The organism is Peribacillus sp. YIM B13477, from assembly GCF_042787955.1.
GTDB classification, from domain to species: Bacteria; Bacillota; Bacilli; order Bacillales; family DSM-1321; genus Peribacillus; species Peribacillus frigoritolerans.
Window position 1 is genome coordinate 882,727 of the sequence record NZ_JBHZPD010000001.1, and the last position, 15,982, is coordinate 898,708.

The following is a 15,982-nucleotide window of genomic DNA, read 5'->3' on the forward strand; positions in this document are numbered from 1 at the left end:
AATGTCAGGAAAACTTGGCATTTTCTTTTTTCTATTTAAAAGAGAAAAGTGGTGAGTTTAAGTGAACAAAAAGAAATATAAGATGGTTGGATTATTCGTTCTTGGATTATGGATGGTTATTTGCATAGGAATTTTGATTCATTCATTTTATAAAACAAAAGAAGCTAATCCGCCAAATAAGGTAGAAAAGCACTCATACCGGGCTGCCTATCATTTTACTTCTCCTGATCATTGGAAAAACGATCCACAGAAGCCCCTTTACTATGAAAGAAATTATCATTATTTTTACCTTTATAATGGAGATTACCCGGATGGCAATGGTACAGAATGGAGACATGCCACCTCTAAAGATTTGATTCACTGGAAGGATGAGGGAATTGCCATTCCAAAATATACGAATCAAAATGGGGATCCATGGACAGGGTCAGTCGTGTTTGACAAGGAAAATACAGCTGGGTTTGGAAAAGAGGCTTTTGTGGCGATCGTAACACAACCATCTAAGGATGGCCAGAAACAAGAACAATTTCTATGGTACAGTACGGACAAAGGAAATACGTTTACCTCTTACAGTGACGAGCCTATTATGAAAAATCCAGGAACGAAGGATTTTAGAGATCCAAAAATCATCTGGGATAACGCGAATCAAAAATGGGTCATGACCATGGCCGAAGGATCGAAAATAGGTTTTTATGAGTCTTATAACCTGAAAGATTGGCGCTATACGAGCAGTTTTTCCACTAAGAACATTGGAGTTTTAGAGTGCCCTGACCTTTACCAGATCCGCGCTGATGACGGGAAAGTAAAGTGGGTGCTGGGCGTCAGTGCAAACGGAAAAGCAGCAGGGAAACCCAACACCTATGCATACTGGACAGGAACGTTTAATGGAACGGAATTTCTTCCAGATAACAATGAACCGCAATGGCTAGACTACGGTTTCGATTGGTATGGCGGAGTAACGTTTGAAGATGGCAAGGCAAGTGACAAATTAGACAAACGCTATGCCCTCGCTTGGATGAATAACTGGGCCTACGCCAACAATACGCCGACATTAAAAGAAGGGTTTAACGGAATGGATTCGATCGTCCGTCAAATTGAACTAAAGCGTGAAGGCGAGAATAAGTATTATCTTTCTTCACAGCCTTCAGAAGCATTAAAAGAATTGACAAGCTCAACGAATTCTTTTAATGAAATCGAAGTGGATGGCTCGGAAACACTTGATTTTAAAGGAGATGCCTATCAAATAGAGGCGGATCTCTCATGGTCGGATTTTAAGAATGCAGGATTTAGGCTCAGGGAGTCAGATGATCAAAAACGCCACGTTGACGTAGGCATCTCTGCAGAAGGGAATTACTCTTATGTCAATCGGGTATTCACAGATCAACCTGACGAAACGAATCAGTTGGTTGAAAGTACTGCACCATTTGATGTCGGTAAGAAGAAGGTACATTTAAAGATTCTCGTCGATAAAACGAGTATTGAAGTTTTTGTGGATGATGGAAAGGTTGCTTATTCAAACTTAATATTCCCTCATGCCGAAGATAAGGGAATTACTCTCTTCTCCGAGGGCGGCAAAGCGATCTTTAAGAATATGAAGGTTACACATTTTGATCCGATTAATTGAATCTCATCTTGGCAGATACCTTTCATATGAGTACACATACATTCTTTTATAAGAAAATAACTCTTCAAATATGAAAATTTACTAAAAGGGGCCCCACCAACATTTCGACATAGAAAAAGCCCGATTTCTATAAGCTAAGACTGTCTTAATGTACTGAAACTTATCTTTGTCATAGTAACTGATCATAGAAAAATGTATGAGTTATTGAACATAAACAGATGAGGAAAATCTTCATAAATCCTTCAGCTAAAATGTGTTAAGAAACTTAGGTTTTCTGAACAGAACCTTAGTTCTTAACACCTTACGGAAAAGATACAATTTTAGGTTTTATTTCTCCCAGAAACACTTGGGTTTAATGGATACTCATATACCATATAATTTCTCCCATAATACAACCCTGTGACAAGGAGGGGCATCTTCGGTTCGATGACAGTAAAGGAAATTTATAAAAACCATCGAAAGTTTTCCTAGTAAAGTAAAGGGGGTAGCCTCGCAGGACTTAGCTAAAATGGGACTCATTATCGTAACGTCCACCAATAAAGACGTTTGGGATAAAAATGGATATCATGAGTCGCTTGGAAAGCCGGAAAAATGGTTCTGTCTAAAAGTTAAACCAAAGTTGAGTGGAGAGGGTGCCTGGAGCAGAAATCAACATCTAAATCGTACAACCATAAAAAAACTGTAGGCAAACTCAATTTTAATCAAGTTTGCCTATAGTCTCAGGTAAGGGACGATTATACTCTTACCTTTTTTGAATAGTTTTGACAGTTTATCTGGCCTTTTATACTACTTAACAAATATGGTCGTCATACTCGGTTTTCAAGTAATTCATCATCCTTTGTTTCTGGTGTGAATAATGAAAGCAATTAAAGTAATAGGAAAAGTCGTCAAAAAAGAGAGGGTTTTTATCATCGAAGCCATAAGAATTTAAAAAATCCGAGATTACTTTTTCTTGTTCCACTACATCGAACAATCCGGATATATAAAAATGATAGCTGAATTTATCATATAAAAAAAGATATCCTGTATCATCAAAAATATTTTTCACTGTATGACCATCCAATTCTAACTCACTCCTTCCTTATCAATATACCTTTTTATCAATGAAATTATTCAGTGCTCATCTTTCAGGGAATATTATTATATTTATTGCAGCGTGTTTTTTATGCCTTCAATACATTAAAGGTATGGAATAAATGCAGGCAGCAAGAATAGGGAACGAAAAAAGCACATCCAATAAGGATGTGCTTTCATAAAAGTATTATTTGTACATTTCAGCTACTTGTTTTTGCAATTCGCCATTTTCAAGGTACTCATCATAACTCATTTGCTTATCGACTGTACCTTTTGGAGTAAGTTCAATGATCCGGTTCGCAATAGTTTGGATGAACTGATGATCATGAGAAGAGAAGATCATAGATCCTTTAAAGCTGATTAAACCGTTGTTTAATGCCGTAATCGACTCTAAGTCCAGATGGTTGGTAGGTTCATCAAGCATTAGGACGTTCGAACCGCTTAACATCATTTTGGAAAGCATACAGCGGACTTTTTCGCCCCCTGAAAGTACACTTGCCTTTTTTGTGACTTCATCGCCAGAGAATAACATTCTGCCCAAGAAACCGCGCAGGAAGCTTTCGCTCTGGTCATTAGGAGAATATTGACGGAGCCAATCTACAAGATTTAAATCGACACCTTCAAAGAATTCAGCATTATCTTTAGGGAAGTAAGCCTGAGAGGTTGTAACGCCCCATTTGAATGAGCCGCCATCCGGTTCGATTTCACCTGCCAAGATTTTGAACATTGTTGTTTTAGCAATCTCATCTTTACCGACAAATGCAATTTTGTCGCCTTTATTCATCGTGAAGCTGACATTATCCAATATTTTTACGCCATCGATCGTTTTCGAGATTCCATCTACACGAAGCAGGTCGTTCCCGATTTCACGTTCAGGAGTAAAGCCGACATATGGATAGCGGCGTGAAGAAGGCTCGATGTCATCCAAGCTGATTTTATCCAATAATTTCTTACGGGATGTCGCCTGGCTCGATTTGGATGCATTGGCACTGAAACGCGCGATGAAATTTTGAAGCTCTTTGATTTTTTCTTCTTTTTTCTTATTGGCATCTTGAGTCAGTTTTAGGGCAAGCTGGCTTGATTCATACCAGAAGTCATAGTTACCGATATAAACTTTGATTTTACCGAAATCAAGATCTGCGATATGTGTACAAACCTTGTTAAGGAAGTAACGGTCATGGGAAACTACGATAACAGTGTTTTCAAAGTTGATTAGGAATTCTTCCAGCCATTTGATCGCTTTTAAGTCCAAGTGGTTGGTAGGCTCATCCAGTAATAGAACATCCGGTTTACCGAATAGTGCCTGGGCAAGCAATACTTTAACTTTGTCGCCACCGTTCAATTCAGCCATTTTCTTCGTATGAAGGTCTTCTGTAATCCCAAGGCCTTTTAAGAGGATTGAAGCTTCGGGTTCAGCTTCCCATCCGTTCAATTCGGCAAATTCCCCTTCAAGCTCGGCCGCTTTCATTCCGTCTTCGTCGGTGAAGTTTTCCTTCATATAGATGGCATCTTTTTCTTGCATGACTTCATATAATCTTTCGTGTCCCATAATGACGACTTTAAGGACTTCTTCCTCTTCATAAGCAAAGTGATCCTGCTTTAGAACGGCAAGGCGTTCGCCTGGCCCCATATGGACATCACCGGATTGTGCTTCAATTTCACCTGAAAGGATTTTTAAGAAAGTGGATTTACCGGCACCATTCGCACCAATCAGGCCATAGCAGTTACCAGGAGTGAATTTTATATTAACATCTTCAAACAGTTTACGATCGCCATAACGTAAACCAACATTATTTACTGTAATCATTTATTTACATTCCTCCAAAATACTTTTGTTTCAACGTGTTCAACACTTTGTTTCATTAGTTTTACGCTGATTCATACAAACAGCAGTTTACGATCTTGTATGTTTTAAACTGTGCATCATTTAAATTGTATCTTATTTCTTAGGAAAATTAAAGGCAGATTAGTAAAAACAAACGTTTATAAGCAAAAATTACACAAGGATTTAATTTTGTTTATAAATTGCAACCTATAAATGTAAGTACTATTTTTTTATTGACTACGATTATGGGTATAAAGTCTCATTCGCAACAACCTTATAATTGGTAATATAGGTAACTGTAACTAATACAATGGGAGGAACATATATGAGTGATTCAGTAGGTTTTTGGAAACGTCTTTTTGCAGGTGTTTTGGACGGCATAATAGTATCAGCACCATTAGCGATAATTTTCGGGGTGATTACCGGTGATTGGGAAAATGAAAATTTTTCAACTCTTTTTAACTTTCTTTACATGGTGATTGTCCCGATACTATGGTATGGCTATACAGTTGGTAAAAGGATTATGGGAATACGCATAGTAAGGATGGACGGCAAAAAATTAGGCATAGGCACTATGCTATTGAGGTATTTAGTTGCTGCTTTGGTATATGCCATTACATTAGGGATAGGGTTTATTGTCAGTGCATTCATGGTTGGCATAAGGAAAGACCATAGATCGATACATGATTTCATAGCAGGTACATACGTGACATCAAATGAACTATGAATAACGGATAAGCAGTTTAATAGCTGCTTTTTTTTGCGAAAATACAGATTCAAACCCGATATGATTTTTTAAATATGGAGGAAATTTAGCCGATTACTTTATTGTACGGTATTTAGGTATAAATATTACATTGGAAACCACGATAGAATATCTATATCGGTAATACAGTGGCAGTTAGGAAGCTAAAGAGCACTTAACCTTAATGGTCAAGTGCTTACGATCTTGATTTATTTCATTTTGAAGATGTCCTTGATATGCTCGTGTTTCTTTGCGTACAATTTTCTTTTCAAATTTGCGCTTATTCGCATTGGCTTTCACATGTGTGGAATCGACGAATACGTGTTCAGCACTTATTAACTTTCTATCAGCGGCTGTTATTCGATAGAAAATCTGTTCTATCCAAGTTTTTAAACCTAGTTGATTGGAGCGAGTGCCTGGAGTGGAAATAACGATTAGATTTACTAACCCTCAAAAACGTTCGAGTTGATTTCAGAAATCCGCTCCCTTTCCGCCGACTGCCTGCCAAGCCTCCTCGACGCAAGCGTCTGTGGGGTCTCAGCTAGCCAGTTATTCGGCAGGAGTGTCGCAAATTTCTTCCATCCAATAAGGAGTACAGGAGAAAAATTCAAAGGATAAAATAAACTTGGTTCGGAATATACCAGCCTGCAGTTTTTATTTTAAAAAACGTTCCAGTTGATTGGAACGTAAGGTACGAGACTCCTGCGGGAAAAACGTGGCCAAGGGAGACCCCGCAGGCCATGCCGAGGAGGCTCCCGGACCGCCCGCGGAAAGCGAGTGCCTGGAGTGGAAATCACGTCCGAGCTTGTACAAGAAAAAAATGTAGACAAACTCAATTTTCATTGAGTTTGTCTACATTCTGAGCACTTAACCTTAATGGTCAAGTGCTTTTGTTATTCAAAACCTCTTTATTTTGATTGATGATGATTTTATTTCTTAAAATCATTTCTTTATTATTAAGCCCAACATTGAGTTCTTTGGTATCATTCACTTTTTCCAGCAGTGAAATTACGGATATTTCCAGTAATTCAGAAATAGGCATTTGTGTTTTGGATGATAAAATTTCAAGTTCATGGATTAATTTAGGGGATAGCATTGGTTGTTTTTGATTTATTTCCATGACAGAACCCGCTTTCTTAAAAAAGTTATGTAATTGTCACTTAAGTATATAATGTCAGTTTCCGATAAAACATTAAAGTTGCGTTATTTATGTTAAGAGTTGATGACAATTACAGAAGAAAGGCATAACCATGAATGTCTCAGCATAAGTCAACATACCAAAGCCAAATCCAATCTGGAATATATCGTGTATTCTTCGAATTATATGAAATATCAGGGAAGGTACATTACAACTATATAATTCTATGTCTCCAGATTTGTCAACCATTGGCTTTTCTGATAGTATAAATGTCCATTTCGTCTTAGCATCGGCATTTTAATAAGTTTGATCAATATAAAAGGAAGGGGAGTGATTTCATTGGGTAATCACCCTGATTTTGAACAGGAACGACAGCGGCTGGATTTTACAAAACGTTATATCGATGTAGTCATCAAAACATCAGAAACAAGCAAAGATCAATTCCAGCGGAATATGCAAGAAGCCTTTGGCGATGCCGATTGGTCTGAATCAGCGTTATATTCACAGCTGCTGACGACGGCCAACTTTTTTGAGATGTCCAAAACCGAACTTGAAAGTTTACGTAAAGCAAGTAAAAAACCTTACTTTGCAAGAGTGGATTTTGAAAGGAATGATGGGGAGAAAGGCGAAGTCCTTTATTTCGGAAAAGCATCTCTTTATCAGAGGGAAAGCCAGGAACAGATCATCGTCGATTGGCGTTCACCGATTGCAAATCTGTATTATGAGGGACGGATTGGTGAAATAGAATATGAAGCGGAAGGGGAGACATTCAGCGGGAACATCACTTTAAAAAGACAGCTAATGATAGAAGAAGGTGTCTTGGAGGAGATAAGGGACATTGATTTGACAACAACGGATGAATTGTTGCAGGAATCCCTTTCCAAGAGTTCCAGCAATCGATTGACGGATATCATCACCACGATCCAGGAAGAACAGAATAAAATCATTCGGGCAGATTTGAATAAACCTATCATTGTCCAGGGCGCAGCGGGCAGCGGTAAAACCACAATCGCTTTACATAGGATCTCTTATTTCATTTACCACTATAAAGACTTGTTCGATCCGCGACAATTAATGATTCTTGCTCCGAGCCGGGTATTCATTGATTACATATCTGAAGCTTTACCTGAATTGGGTGTCGAAAAGGTAAAACAATTCACGTTTTCCGAATATGTTCAGGCAGCGATAGGAAAGGAAGTGAAGCTTATAGCGGATGATAAATTAACGCGATTGCTGGAAAAGGATGATGAAGAAATTAATTCAGCCGTCTGGATATCAGGTCTGAAGGGATCCCCTGCCTTTAAATATATATTGGACGAATATATAAAGGATATTTTCAGTGGGTTTCATCCGGATGCTGATTTTTATTGTGATAAATATCGCCTCTATTCCGCTAAGAAGTTCATTAGATTATTGGAAGAGGATTATTGGTATTTACCGTTATACAGCAGGCTGGACAAACTGAAGGCCATTTTACAAAATGAAGTGAAATTAAAAAAGAAAACAATGCTTGAACGTGTTGTTGATCTTTATGATGCCAAAATCGAGAAGGCGCTCTATAAGAATATCGATCCAGTCATACGCAAGGAATTTGTTACAAAATGCCTCGATAAAAAAGAGGAAAGGATAGGACAGATCCAAAAGGCGATCCGTTCTTCTGTAAAAGCGTATTTTAAGCAATTCAAAAGTAAAGATCTCCTGGACTACTATCAGGAATTATACCAAGATCCGGAGCGCCTCGCCTCATACAGCAACGGTAAGCTTACTGTTGAAGATGCCAGGGTTTTATGTGAGTACAATCATAAATTATTTTCTGCTGATAGTTATGAGATGGAGGACTTAGGAGCATTATTATATCTTCAGGAGCGACTTTTCGGTGTCGATAAAGAAAACAAAGCAAAAAATGTTGTCATTGATGAGGCACAGGATTATAGCTTCATGCAGTTACAGGCCCTAAAGACGGCAGTGGATACCGATATGTTCACACTTGTAGGCGACCTTGCACAAGGCATCCATTCATACCGCGGACTTCAAACATGGGAAGAGGTTCACAGTCGTATTTTCCCTCGGGCGACGTATACTGAATTACAAAAAAGCTACAGAACAACTGTTGAAATCATGAAACAAGCGAATGAAATACTTCAGTTGTTAACATACGATTTCCCGGAAGTTGAACCCGTGGTCCGGCATGGCAAGGATCCAGAATTCATTTACATTGAAAAGGAAGGTTGGGAAGAAGAACTGATCGAGCTGATCGCAACCCTTAAAGGAGAAGGTTTTAAAACGTTTGCCGTTATTGCCAAAACGATGAAAGATTGCAAGCTGGCAAATGAGAAACTAAGTGAATTCCATCAAGGCTTTCATTTAATAGATGAAGCGGGAAACATCCCTAAAGATAAAACATTGATTGTTCCTTCCTATCAAGCCAAAGGTCTCGAATTCGATGTCGTATTTGCAATATCCCTCGAAGAAGCGTATTGCCACGAAAATGAACTTGATATCAAATTGCTGTACGTAACAATGACAAGGCCATTGCACAGGCTATATTTTTTAGGTAAAGAGAAAAATGCTTTCCTTATTGAGACATGAAAGGGGGAGGGTGGAATGCCACCACCTCCTCGTGAAATGCTCACAGATGCAAAAGGATATCCTGAATATCTTCCCATCCGAAACCTACTTGGATAAGCTCGACGCCTGCCATTTTAACGGTTTTTTCAGCTATCACTTGACCTCCAAGTGCTTTGTAAAAACCGCATGATGGGTTATCCTTTAATGCCCAGATTATTAAATTCTTATGTTCCATTTTCATAAGCTCATGTATGACCGCTTTTATCATTTTTCGTCCAAGTCCCTGTTGCTGATATTCTTTTAAAAAATAAATGGCATATACTTCACCTTGAAAATGCGGATCATTCGTTTGTTCTGGTCCCCCGGCAGCGAAACCGATGATATCCCCATTGGCGTTTTCCGCAACAAAGGTAGCATTATGCAGCATTTTTAAATTCCTTAGCCAGTTTTTCTTTTTGGCTTCCAGATTCATGGAAGACAAATATTGATCCGGAAGGATTCCTTTATAAGTTGTTTTCCAGCTGTTTATATGTACAATTGCTATTCCATCTACATCTTCTTCCATGGCTTTCCTTATCTTCATAAAAAACACCTTCAGATTTTCATATTTCTCCCTAGAATATCATGGAAAAAGTGAATAAGCATTTTATTTATGTTTATAACTGCTTGAGAAAGGATAAGAAATAAAAGAGTGATCAACCAGATGAAGGGAAGGATGACAAAGATGAAATTGAAAGTTGGTTTTTATTTTCCGGGCGGCAAAGAACTAGAGCATGAGGTTGAAGGCGATGATTCAACTCAAATGATTTCAAATATACAAAAGCACCGTTATTATAATTTAGTTAAAGGCGATTGCCATTATGTCGTAGATACGGAAAAAGCAGCATATTTTTCTGTAACCGAAATATTGGATTGAGAATGAACCGCATTGGACTTTTGTTCCATTGCGGTTTATTCTTTTTGTTGTAAGGAAACCGGAAAAGGAGTATCGTCAATGAAAATCAATTTTACCAAGAAACAGTATGAAACATTATTCAAAATGGTTCAGTACGGATATTGGGTTGCTTCCGATACTGAAGATAATAAAGAATTCAGTGAGATGGAACAGTATATCAATTCCTTTGCGAAAGATTTCGGCATGGAAGGAGTACAGTTTATAAAGGATTACGAAATGTATGATATGAGCAGGGAATTGGAGGATCAACTTCATACAGTCATAAATGAGTATGAGGAAGGGGTGTTCAGGGATAAGCTTGCCTACCATTTGGCCAGGAAAGAGTTCGCCTTGGAGTCGGAAAACCATGAATACAATCAGGAGGATGCGTTTAAACGTATCATGGAGCTCGAGGAAAAATATCATCTTCATATTGAAGAACACGGGTTAGGGAAATTGAAAATAGAAGAATAAAAAGAGAGAGGACGTAATCTGTCCTCTCTCTTTTCTGATTTTGAGAGGTAATGATTTCCATAATCATCACGTATCCATCCATTACGGATCGGTTTTATGCACGAGGATTTTGACCTAATTTTTCAACTGAGTATTGATAAAATGCAATTAAGTCATTTTGTAATGCAAAGCCTGCTTGTGCGGTACGTCCGTTCCCTCCGCCTTTTCCATTATAGGAGCCCAGTTCCGCTTTGAAATATTGTCCGCAATTAAAGGGATTGTCCCCGCTGTGCGAGAGGATGACCTTTTGCTCCTTACGTGATGCTAATAATACAGTAACCTTTTCTTTTTTTACAATCGTACCTGCAAGGTAAAGCAGTTCTTTCATTGAGCTATCTTCGAAAATATGAGAGATGAATCCCCCTCCATTTTCTGCAAGCAGGGAGTCAGCAAGAAAATTTGCATTTTCAAGTTTTAAGTTTTCATTTGCCGATAGCAGCTGTTTATAGTCATTTTCAAGTTTTTCCACCCTATTCAGGATCTCTGTACGTCCGGTATTGAATTTAGTCGATAATGCAGAAAGAATTCCTAGACTTTCGGAATAATCATTCAATGCCCTGAAGCCACACTTAAAGTAGAGACTGGTAAGCTCTTTCTGCTTCTCCGCTTTGAAAATTTTTATTAACCCAATCTCACCGGTACGCTCTACATGAGTTCCACCGCAAGGGTTATATTCAATTCCTTCTATCTCAACAATACGGATATTTTCAGACACTTTAGGCATTTTGACGACAGGAAGTGTCTGTAGTTGCTCGTTTGTCACGTTATAGGTAAGTAATTCGCGATTCTCGATGATATATTGATTAACTAGCTTTTCAGCAGCAGCCGTATGTACCTCAGTCCATTGAAATCCTGCCATTATATCGATCGTTAAATATTCCTTTCCAAGGTGAAAGCTGACCGTATTAGAGTCAAACAGTTCCCTGCAGACAGCAGAGAGTAGATGCTGGCCGCTATGCTGTTGCATATGATCGAAGCGGCGGGGCCAATCAAGTTCACAGTGGACGATCTCTGAATCTGGCCGTCTCTCCATCTTATGAAGAATCTTTCCATCATTGTCTTTTATAACGTCAAGAACGGTGATTCCTTCTATTTTACCAGTATCTGCTGGCTGACCGCCGCCTTCGGGATAAAAAGCGGTTTCTTCAAGAGTGATATAGTAAAAGCCATTTTCTACAATGGTCTCCCGAATTTCGGTATCCCATTGGGAGGTCTTGGTGGACGTGTAATATAATTTTTTTGTCATGAATGATTTCTTTTTCCTTTCAGTTGATCATTAAATTATATCACCGAAATACTAGAGTTTAAAATCGCGGGTTTTAGAAGATTAGTCAGGGATAAAAGCAAAACTTTATGACAAATTCTAAATAAATTGTGCAAGATGGCAATAACTATTTATAGACTGCCCTATTGATCGTCCTGATTCATTTCCTGATCAAATAATGGACTTGCCATGGGAAACGTGGAGTGCTGAAATGGCTGTTCAAATGGAGGGGGAGAGGTTTACATGCAATGGATGAAGCGATTGATAATCTGGAAGGAGTAAATTATGAAGGACGAAGTTTTACATTCAAAAAGGAAGAGACGAATCAGGTCATAAAGTTTTATTTTTGAGACACTGCTTTATCGCGAAGAAGGATATGGCACAATTTTGGTATATTGTGATATCACAAAAGAATATGAAGTGGATCAAATGAAATCCGAATTTGTCAGTACAGTTAGTCATGAATTAAGGACACCGCTTGCAAGCGTCCTTGGTTTTACCTAGAGTTACTCTAAAAGAAGTGGGGCTTAACAATGAAGGACAGTCAAGAAAACTGAGCCATGAAATTATGGTCATTGAAGATGATATGAACTTAGCGGAACTGCTAAAATATGAATTGATGGACAGTGGTTTCCATGTCAGCTATTTCAAAAGTGGTAGAAAGGCTTTTCAAAAGCTGAAATCCTCATCTCCGGATGCCATTGTACTGGATATCCTTTTTGAAGAGGGGGAGATGGACGGCTGGGCGATCCTGAGGGAATTAAAAGGATCCGCTGATTTGAATGAGATTCCCGTTTTTGTTTCGACATCACTTGACGTAAGGGAGAAGGGGATTTCCTTGGGAGCTAAGGATTATTTAGTTAAACCTTATAAACCGAGCCAATTATCCAAAGTGATCATGCATACCTTGTTAAGTAACGGTAAACAAGCGCAGATACTAATCCCGCAGGCATTTCATGGAGAAAACAAGGGTTAAAAAATAAAAAACCGTAATAGGTATACAGAACATCAAAAAAATGATAAATTCAAATATGTTGGAAAAATAAATAATTGGGTACAATTGTAGGTAAAGGTAAGTTACAGGAGGATTTTTATTCATGCAAAAAATTCAGGCCGGCATGGCTGTAGAGTTAGAAGTGGAACGTAAGGCTGATTTCGGATGGTTTTTAACGGATGGTTCAGAAGATGTCTTACTTCATCATAATGAAATGAATGAAGGAACGGAACTTGAGATTGGCGATGAAGTAACTGTGTTCATCTACCATGACAAACAAGCAAGGCTAACAGCGACAATGAAGATACCCGAAATTCAGATTGATCAGTATGGCTGGGCGGAAGTTGTCAATGTGAAAAGGAAACTTGGTGTTTTTGTTGACATCGGTCTTTCGAAAGATATTCTTGTATCCCTGGACGACCTTCCGAATATAGATCGATTATGGCCTGAGGTTGGTGATCGTCTATATGTATCCCTGAAGACAGATCGTCATGAACGCCTGTTTGGTAAACTTGCAACCGAAGATGTCATTCAGGAGATTGCAGTAACAGCTCCATTAAAAGGGATTCGTAACACCAGTATTAAGGGAAATGTCTATCGTTTGCTTATGGTTGGATCATTCTTTATTTCAGAAGAAGGGTACCGCTGTTTCATTCACGAAAGTGAACGCAAGGAGGAGCCCCGTCTTGGTGAATTAGTTGAAGGGCGCGTCATTGATAGTAAAGAGGATGGAACGCTTAACGTTTCCTTAATCCCCTTTAAACAAGATTTAATGGGGGAAGATGCTGATGTCATTTTCACTTATTTAATGAATCGCGGCGGTGCAATGCCTTATGGTGACAAAACGCCACCTGATGATATCAAGTTTCACTTCGGTTTGAGCAAGGGAGCGTTCAAGCGTGCTCTCGGCAAATTGATGAAAGAAGAAAAGATTTACCAGGAAGATGGATGGACATATTCTTCAGACCGTAAATGAAAAAGGCAGCGGATGTATCCGCTGCTTTTTTCTTGTGAATTTCATTAAAAAAACTTCTTTTTACCTTTTTCTTCTTTTAAAATCTCCACAGCTTCCCTGAACCTCATCGAATGAATAATTTCCCTCTCACGCAAAAACCTGAGTGAATCATTGATATCAGGATCATCCGAGATGTCGATCAACCACTGATAGGTCGCTCTGGCCTTCTCTTCAGCGGCGATATCTTCATATAAATCTGCAATCGGATCTCCCTTTGCCTGGATATATGTGGCCGTAAATGGATTTCCTGCTGCGTCATGATAAAAAAGGGCACTATCATGATTGGCATAATGGTCACCTATGCCAGCTTCAACCATCTGCTGAGGTGTGGCATCTTTTGTTAGCTTATAAATCATCGTGGCGATCATTTCCAGATGGGCAAATTCCTCAGTTCCGATATCCGTAAGCAGGCCAATGACTTTATCCGGAATTGTATATCGTTGATTTAAGTATCGGAGTGCTGCAGCCAACTCGCCATCAGCACCTCCGTATTGTTCTATTAAATATTTTGCCAATCGAGGATTACAGTCTCTTACTTTAACTGGATATTGCAGCTTCTTTTCATAAACCCACATAGATATCTCTCCTTATACCTGCCATGGCCAAGGGCCTTGGCCCCATTCCCATTTATTTTCACCGCCTGGACTGTTTCCAAAACCCAATAATGGACCATATTTAGGCTCAAAAACCGATTTCAATTGTTTGGAGTATTCATGAAATTGATTGAATTGCTGTAATGCTTGCTGATCGTTAGGATGTGTATCCAAATAAAGAGTCAACTCGACAAGTACGAAATCGGCAGCCTGTATTTGTTCAAGCAACTGATAATATTCATCATCCAGTTTCTTATTCATTTATGTCTCCCTTTCCCGATATGGATTATCATAAAAATCATAAAAGAATTTCCAAAGTGTACCGTATTTCAAAGCTTCCTCCGGTGTGAACTGCTCCAAATTCGGCGGTTGAAAATTAATATACAAATTAGGAGGTGTTCTGTAGTACTTTCTCCCAATAGGCGGGCACGGATCGAATTTACTATGGAAAGGTTTATATGACTTAACTAAGGTAAAAGTCTTTTCGCGAGTCAAAAAAATACCTCCTTTGTAAAGATATAGCCTTTAATTTTTATGCCTGGGTAATGCATAATATGACTGCATTGGTCTGGAAAGGAAATTATCTGGAAAATGATGTTTTTTCAGAATATTATAAAATCTTGTTATGGTCCCGTTATCTTACTGTGATGTTTGTCATCTATTCTTTATCTGTTTGTTCTTTGTATAGAAAAAAACTATGTTAAGATTTAACTCGTAGCTTATAAAGCAGCTCACAAGGAGGTAACAACATATGAAAAAATCAATCTTATCGTTAGCGGCAGCGGCTGCTATATCCGGTGCATTCACAATTCCGGTACAAGCAGAGGATGTCAAAGTGAAAGATGGAGACACATTATGGGGGATATCTCAAACATATAAAGTATCAATAGAAGATATTAAGTCTTGGAACGATTTGTCTTCAGACACGATTTATGCCGGAGAAACCATACATATTTCTCAAGAAGAGCATTATAAAGTAAAGTCAGGGGACACATTATCGGGAATTGCACACAAATATGATGTAGCGGTAAATGATATTAAATCTTGGAACGGTTTAAATTCAGATACAATCCATCCTGGTCAAGAACTGGTCATTAAACCGGCAGCTAACAAAGTCGAAGCTGCAAGTGTAGAGCCTGCACAGAAATCAGAGCAAGCTGCACAAGCAGAGCAATCCGAACCAGCAGAACAATCCAAGCCAGCAGAACAAACAAAGCCGGTTGAACAATCGGAACCAGTTGAACAATCGGAACCAGCAGACACAAACAATGAATCCCAAGATCAAGCAGAATCTGGAAAAGAGATTACTGTTAGTGCAACAGCCTATACGGCTGATTGTCAAGGCTGCAGCGGAACAACAGCCACAGGAGTGGACTTGAAAGCTAATCCTGATGCAAAGGTGATTGCCGTGGACCCTTCAGTCATTCCACTAGGATCAAAGGTTTATGTTGAAGGTTATGGCTACGCAACGGCAGCCGATACAGGCAGTGCCATCAAAGGGAATAGAGTGGACATATTTGTTCCAAACGAACAGGATGCCGTGAATTGGGGCGTTAAAAACGTTAAAGTGCAAATCCTGAATTAATTTAACCATGCAAAACATGTTTATATATTGAAAAAGCAGACACAGACATGATGTGTCTGCTTTTTTTGTCCTTTAGGTTGTCGTGAAAAGCAGGTACAATGGAAGAAATAGAT

The 15,982-nt window shown here is 38.8% G+C and carries 16 protein-coding genes and 3 pseudogenes; 10 read left to right on the forward strand and 9 right to left on the reverse strand.

All coding sequences use genetic code 11. The annotated features are described in order from the left end of the window. The first annotated feature begins 112 nt into the window (after window positions 1-112). Window positions 113-1,621 (forward strand): glycoside hydrolase family 32 protein, encoded by a 1,509-nt coding sequence (locus tag ACFX4H_RS04390; RefSeq protein WP_376708032.1) that lies wholly within the window; start codon window positions 113-115, stop codon window positions 1,619-1,621. Between the two features lie 408 nt (window positions 1,622-2,029). Beyond that, window positions 2,030-2,207: pseudogene (locus ACFX4H_RS04395) on the forward strand (SPFH domain-containing protein); the annotation flags it as partial. Window positions 2,208-2,411: 204 nt separating this feature from the next. Here ACFX4H_RS04395 and ACFX4H_RS04400 read toward each other — a convergent pair. Then, on the reverse strand, window positions 2,412-2,684 hold the full coding sequence (locus ACFX4H_RS04400) for a hypothetical protein (protein WP_053535268.1): 273 nt from the start codon (window positions 2,682-2,684) through the stop codon (window positions 2,412-2,414). Window positions 2,685-2,882: 198 nt separating this feature from the next. Beyond that, window positions 2,883-4,502, reverse strand: coding sequence for an ABC-F family ATP-binding cassette domain-containing protein (locus ACFX4H_RS04405; RefSeq protein ID WP_034307325.1), 1,620 nt, complete (start codon window positions 4,500-4,502; stop codon window positions 2,883-2,885). A gap of 343 nt (window positions 4,503-4,845) precedes the next feature. On the opposite strand from ACFX4H_RS04405, the gene ACFX4H_RS04410 reads away from it, so the two are divergent. Beyond that, window positions 4,846-5,247: an RDD family protein gene (locus ACFX4H_RS04410; RefSeq protein ID WP_377434119.1), complete on the forward strand. Its 402-nt coding sequence runs from the start codon at window positions 4,846-4,848 to the stop codon at window positions 5,245-5,247. Window positions 5,248-5,460: 213 nt separating this feature from the next. Here ACFX4H_RS04410 and ACFX4H_RS04415 read toward each other — a convergent pair. Next, window positions 5,461-5,643, reverse strand: a pseudogene (locus ACFX4H_RS04415) (IS5/IS1182 family transposase); the annotation flags it as partial. A gap of 502 nt (window positions 5,644-6,145) precedes the next feature. After that, window positions 6,146-6,385, reverse strand: a complete 240-nt coding sequence (locus ACFX4H_RS04420; protein ID WP_057277417.1) for a hypothetical protein — start codon at window positions 6,383-6,385, stop codon at window positions 6,146-6,148. 348 nt (window positions 6,386-6,733) lie between these two features. Here ACFX4H_RS04420 and ACFX4H_RS04425 point away from each other — a divergent pair, with 348 nt between their 5' ends. Next, window positions 6,734-8,992: a HelD family protein gene (locus ACFX4H_RS04425; RefSeq protein ID WP_377434121.1), complete on the forward strand. Its 2,259-nt coding sequence runs from the start codon at window positions 6,734-6,736 to the stop codon at window positions 8,990-8,992. 40 nt (window positions 8,993-9,032) lie between these two features. Here ACFX4H_RS04425 and ACFX4H_RS04430 read toward each other — a convergent pair whose 3' ends face one another. Beyond that, window positions 9,033-9,554, reverse strand: coding sequence for a GNAT family N-acetyltransferase (locus ACFX4H_RS04430; RefSeq protein ID WP_241636397.1), 522 nt, complete (start codon window positions 9,552-9,554; stop codon window positions 9,033-9,035). 141 nt (window positions 9,555-9,695) lie between these two features. Here ACFX4H_RS04430 and ACFX4H_RS04435 point away from each other — a divergent pair, with 141 nt between their 5' ends. Both ACFX4H_RS04435 and ACFX4H_RS04440 read left to right on the forward strand, forming a co-directional pair. Then, on the forward strand, window positions 9,696-9,887 hold the full coding sequence (locus ACFX4H_RS04435) for a hypothetical protein (protein WP_034307314.1): 192 nt from the start codon (window positions 9,696-9,698) through the stop codon (window positions 9,885-9,887). 78 nt (window positions 9,888-9,965) lie between these two features. Then, window positions 9,966-10,379, forward strand: a complete 414-nt coding sequence (locus ACFX4H_RS04440) for a hypothetical protein (RefSeq protein WP_241636396.1) — start codon at window positions 9,966-9,968, stop codon at window positions 10,377-10,379. Between the two features lie 94 nt (window positions 10,380-10,473). Here the strand turns inward: ACFX4H_RS04440 and ACFX4H_RS04445 are convergent, their stop codons facing one another. Further along, window positions 10,474-11,664, reverse strand: coding sequence for an alanyl-tRNA editing protein (locus ACFX4H_RS04445; protein WP_377434124.1), 1,191 nt, complete (start codon window positions 11,662-11,664; stop codon window positions 10,474-10,476). Between the two features lie 396 nt (window positions 11,665-12,060). On the opposite strand from ACFX4H_RS04445, the pseudogene ACFX4H_RS26815 reads away from it, so the two are divergent. The 3 genes and pseudogenes from ACFX4H_RS26815 to ACFX4H_RS04460 all read left to right on the forward strand — a co-directional run. After that, a pseudogene (locus tag ACFX4H_RS26815) lies at window positions 12,061-12,183 on the forward strand (histidine kinase dimerization/phospho-acceptor domain-containing protein); the annotation flags it as partial. A gap of 67 nt (window positions 12,184-12,250) precedes the next feature. Continuing rightward, entirely contained in the window at window positions 12,251-12,658 is a 408-nt protein-coding gene (locus tag ACFX4H_RS04455) for a response regulator transcription factor (protein WP_483878264.1), read from the forward strand. A 121-nt stretch (window positions 12,659-12,779) separates the two neighbouring features. Next, entirely contained in the window at window positions 12,780-13,652 is an 873-nt protein-coding gene (locus tag ACFX4H_RS04460) for a CvfB family protein (RefSeq protein ID WP_328138294.1), read from the forward strand. A 44-nt stretch (window positions 13,653-13,696) separates the two neighbouring features. Here ACFX4H_RS04460 and cotJC read toward each other — a convergent pair whose 3' ends face one another. From cotJC to ACFX4H_RS04475, 3 genes are read right to left on the reverse strand one after another with little or no spacing between them, the layout of a single operon-like run. Continuing rightward, window positions 13,697-14,266, reverse strand: coding sequence for a spore coat protein CotJC (gene cotJC / locus ACFX4H_RS04465; RefSeq protein WP_230137225.1), 570 nt, complete (start codon window positions 14,264-14,266; stop codon window positions 13,697-13,699). Between the two features lie 12 nt (window positions 14,267-14,278). Next, window positions 14,279-14,545, reverse strand: a complete 267-nt coding sequence (locus ACFX4H_RS04470) for a spore coat protein CotJB (protein WP_063234474.1) — start codon at window positions 14,543-14,545, stop codon at window positions 14,279-14,281. Then, window positions 14,546-14,779, reverse strand: a complete 234-nt coding sequence (locus ACFX4H_RS04475) for a spore coat associated protein CotJA (protein ID WP_063234475.1) — start codon at window positions 14,777-14,779, stop codon at window positions 14,546-14,548. It abuts the gene before it with no gap. A 256-nt stretch (window positions 14,780-15,035) separates the two neighbouring features. Here ACFX4H_RS04475 and ACFX4H_RS04480 point away from each other — a divergent pair, with 256 nt between their 5' ends. Further along, entirely contained in the window at window positions 15,036-15,869 is an 834-nt protein-coding gene (locus ACFX4H_RS04480; protein ID WP_377434130.1) for a LysM peptidoglycan-binding domain-containing protein, read from the forward strand. Window positions 15,870-15,982 lie beyond the last annotated feature (113 nt).

What these genes read in the sequence shown, in the direction of transcription:
- ACFX4H_RS04445 (WP_377434124.1), bottom strand. Translation starts at nt 11,664, where the DNA reads ATGACAAAAAAATTATATTACACGTCCACCAAGACCTCCCAATGGGAT.
- ACFX4H_RS04470 (WP_063234474.1), bottom strand. Translation starts at nt 14,545, where the DNA reads ATGAATAAGAAACTGGATGATGAATATTATCAGTTGCTTGAACAAATA.
- ACFX4H_RS04420 (WP_057277417.1), bottom strand. Translation starts at nt 6,385, where the DNA reads ATGGAAATAAATCAAAAACAACCAATGCTATCCCCTAAATTAATCCAT.
- ACFX4H_RS04435 (WP_034307314.1), top strand. Translation starts at nt 9,696, where the DNA reads ATGAAATTGAAAGTTGGTTTTTATTTTCCGGGCGGCAAAGAACTAGAG.
- ACFX4H_RS04455 (WP_483878264.1), top strand. Translation starts at nt 12,251, where the DNA reads ATGGTCATTGAAGATGATATGAACTTAGCGGAACTGCTAAAATATGAA.
- ACFX4H_RS04440 (WP_241636396.1), top strand. Translation starts at nt 9,966, where the DNA reads ATGAAAATCAATTTTACCAAGAAACAGTATGAAACATTATTCAAAATG.
- ACFX4H_RS04480 (WP_377434130.1), top strand. Translation starts at nt 15,036, where the DNA reads ATGAAAAAATCAATCTTATCGTTAGCGGCAGCGGCTGCTATATCCGGT.
- ACFX4H_RS04410 (WP_377434119.1), top strand. Translation starts at nt 4,846, where the DNA reads ATGAGTGATTCAGTAGGTTTTTGGAAACGTCTTTTTGCAGGTGTTTTG.
- ACFX4H_RS04405 (WP_034307325.1), bottom strand. Translation starts at nt 4,502, where the DNA reads ATGATTACAGTAAATAATGTTGGTTTACGTTATGGCGATCGTAAACTG.
- ACFX4H_RS04430 (WP_241636397.1), bottom strand. Translation starts at nt 9,554, where the DNA reads ATGAAGATAAGGAAAGCCATGGAAGAAGATGTAGATGGAATAGCAATT.
- ACFX4H_RS04460 (WP_328138294.1), top strand. Translation starts at nt 12,780, where the DNA reads ATGCAAAAAATTCAGGCCGGCATGGCTGTAGAGTTAGAAGTGGAACGT.
- cotJC (WP_230137225.1), bottom strand. Translation starts at nt 14,266, where the DNA reads ATGTGGGTTTATGAAAAGAAGCTGCAATATCCAGTTAAAGTAAGAGAC.
- ACFX4H_RS04390 (WP_376708032.1), top strand. Translation starts at nt 113, where the DNA reads ATGGTTATTTGCATAGGAATTTTGATTCATTCATTTTATAAAACAAAA.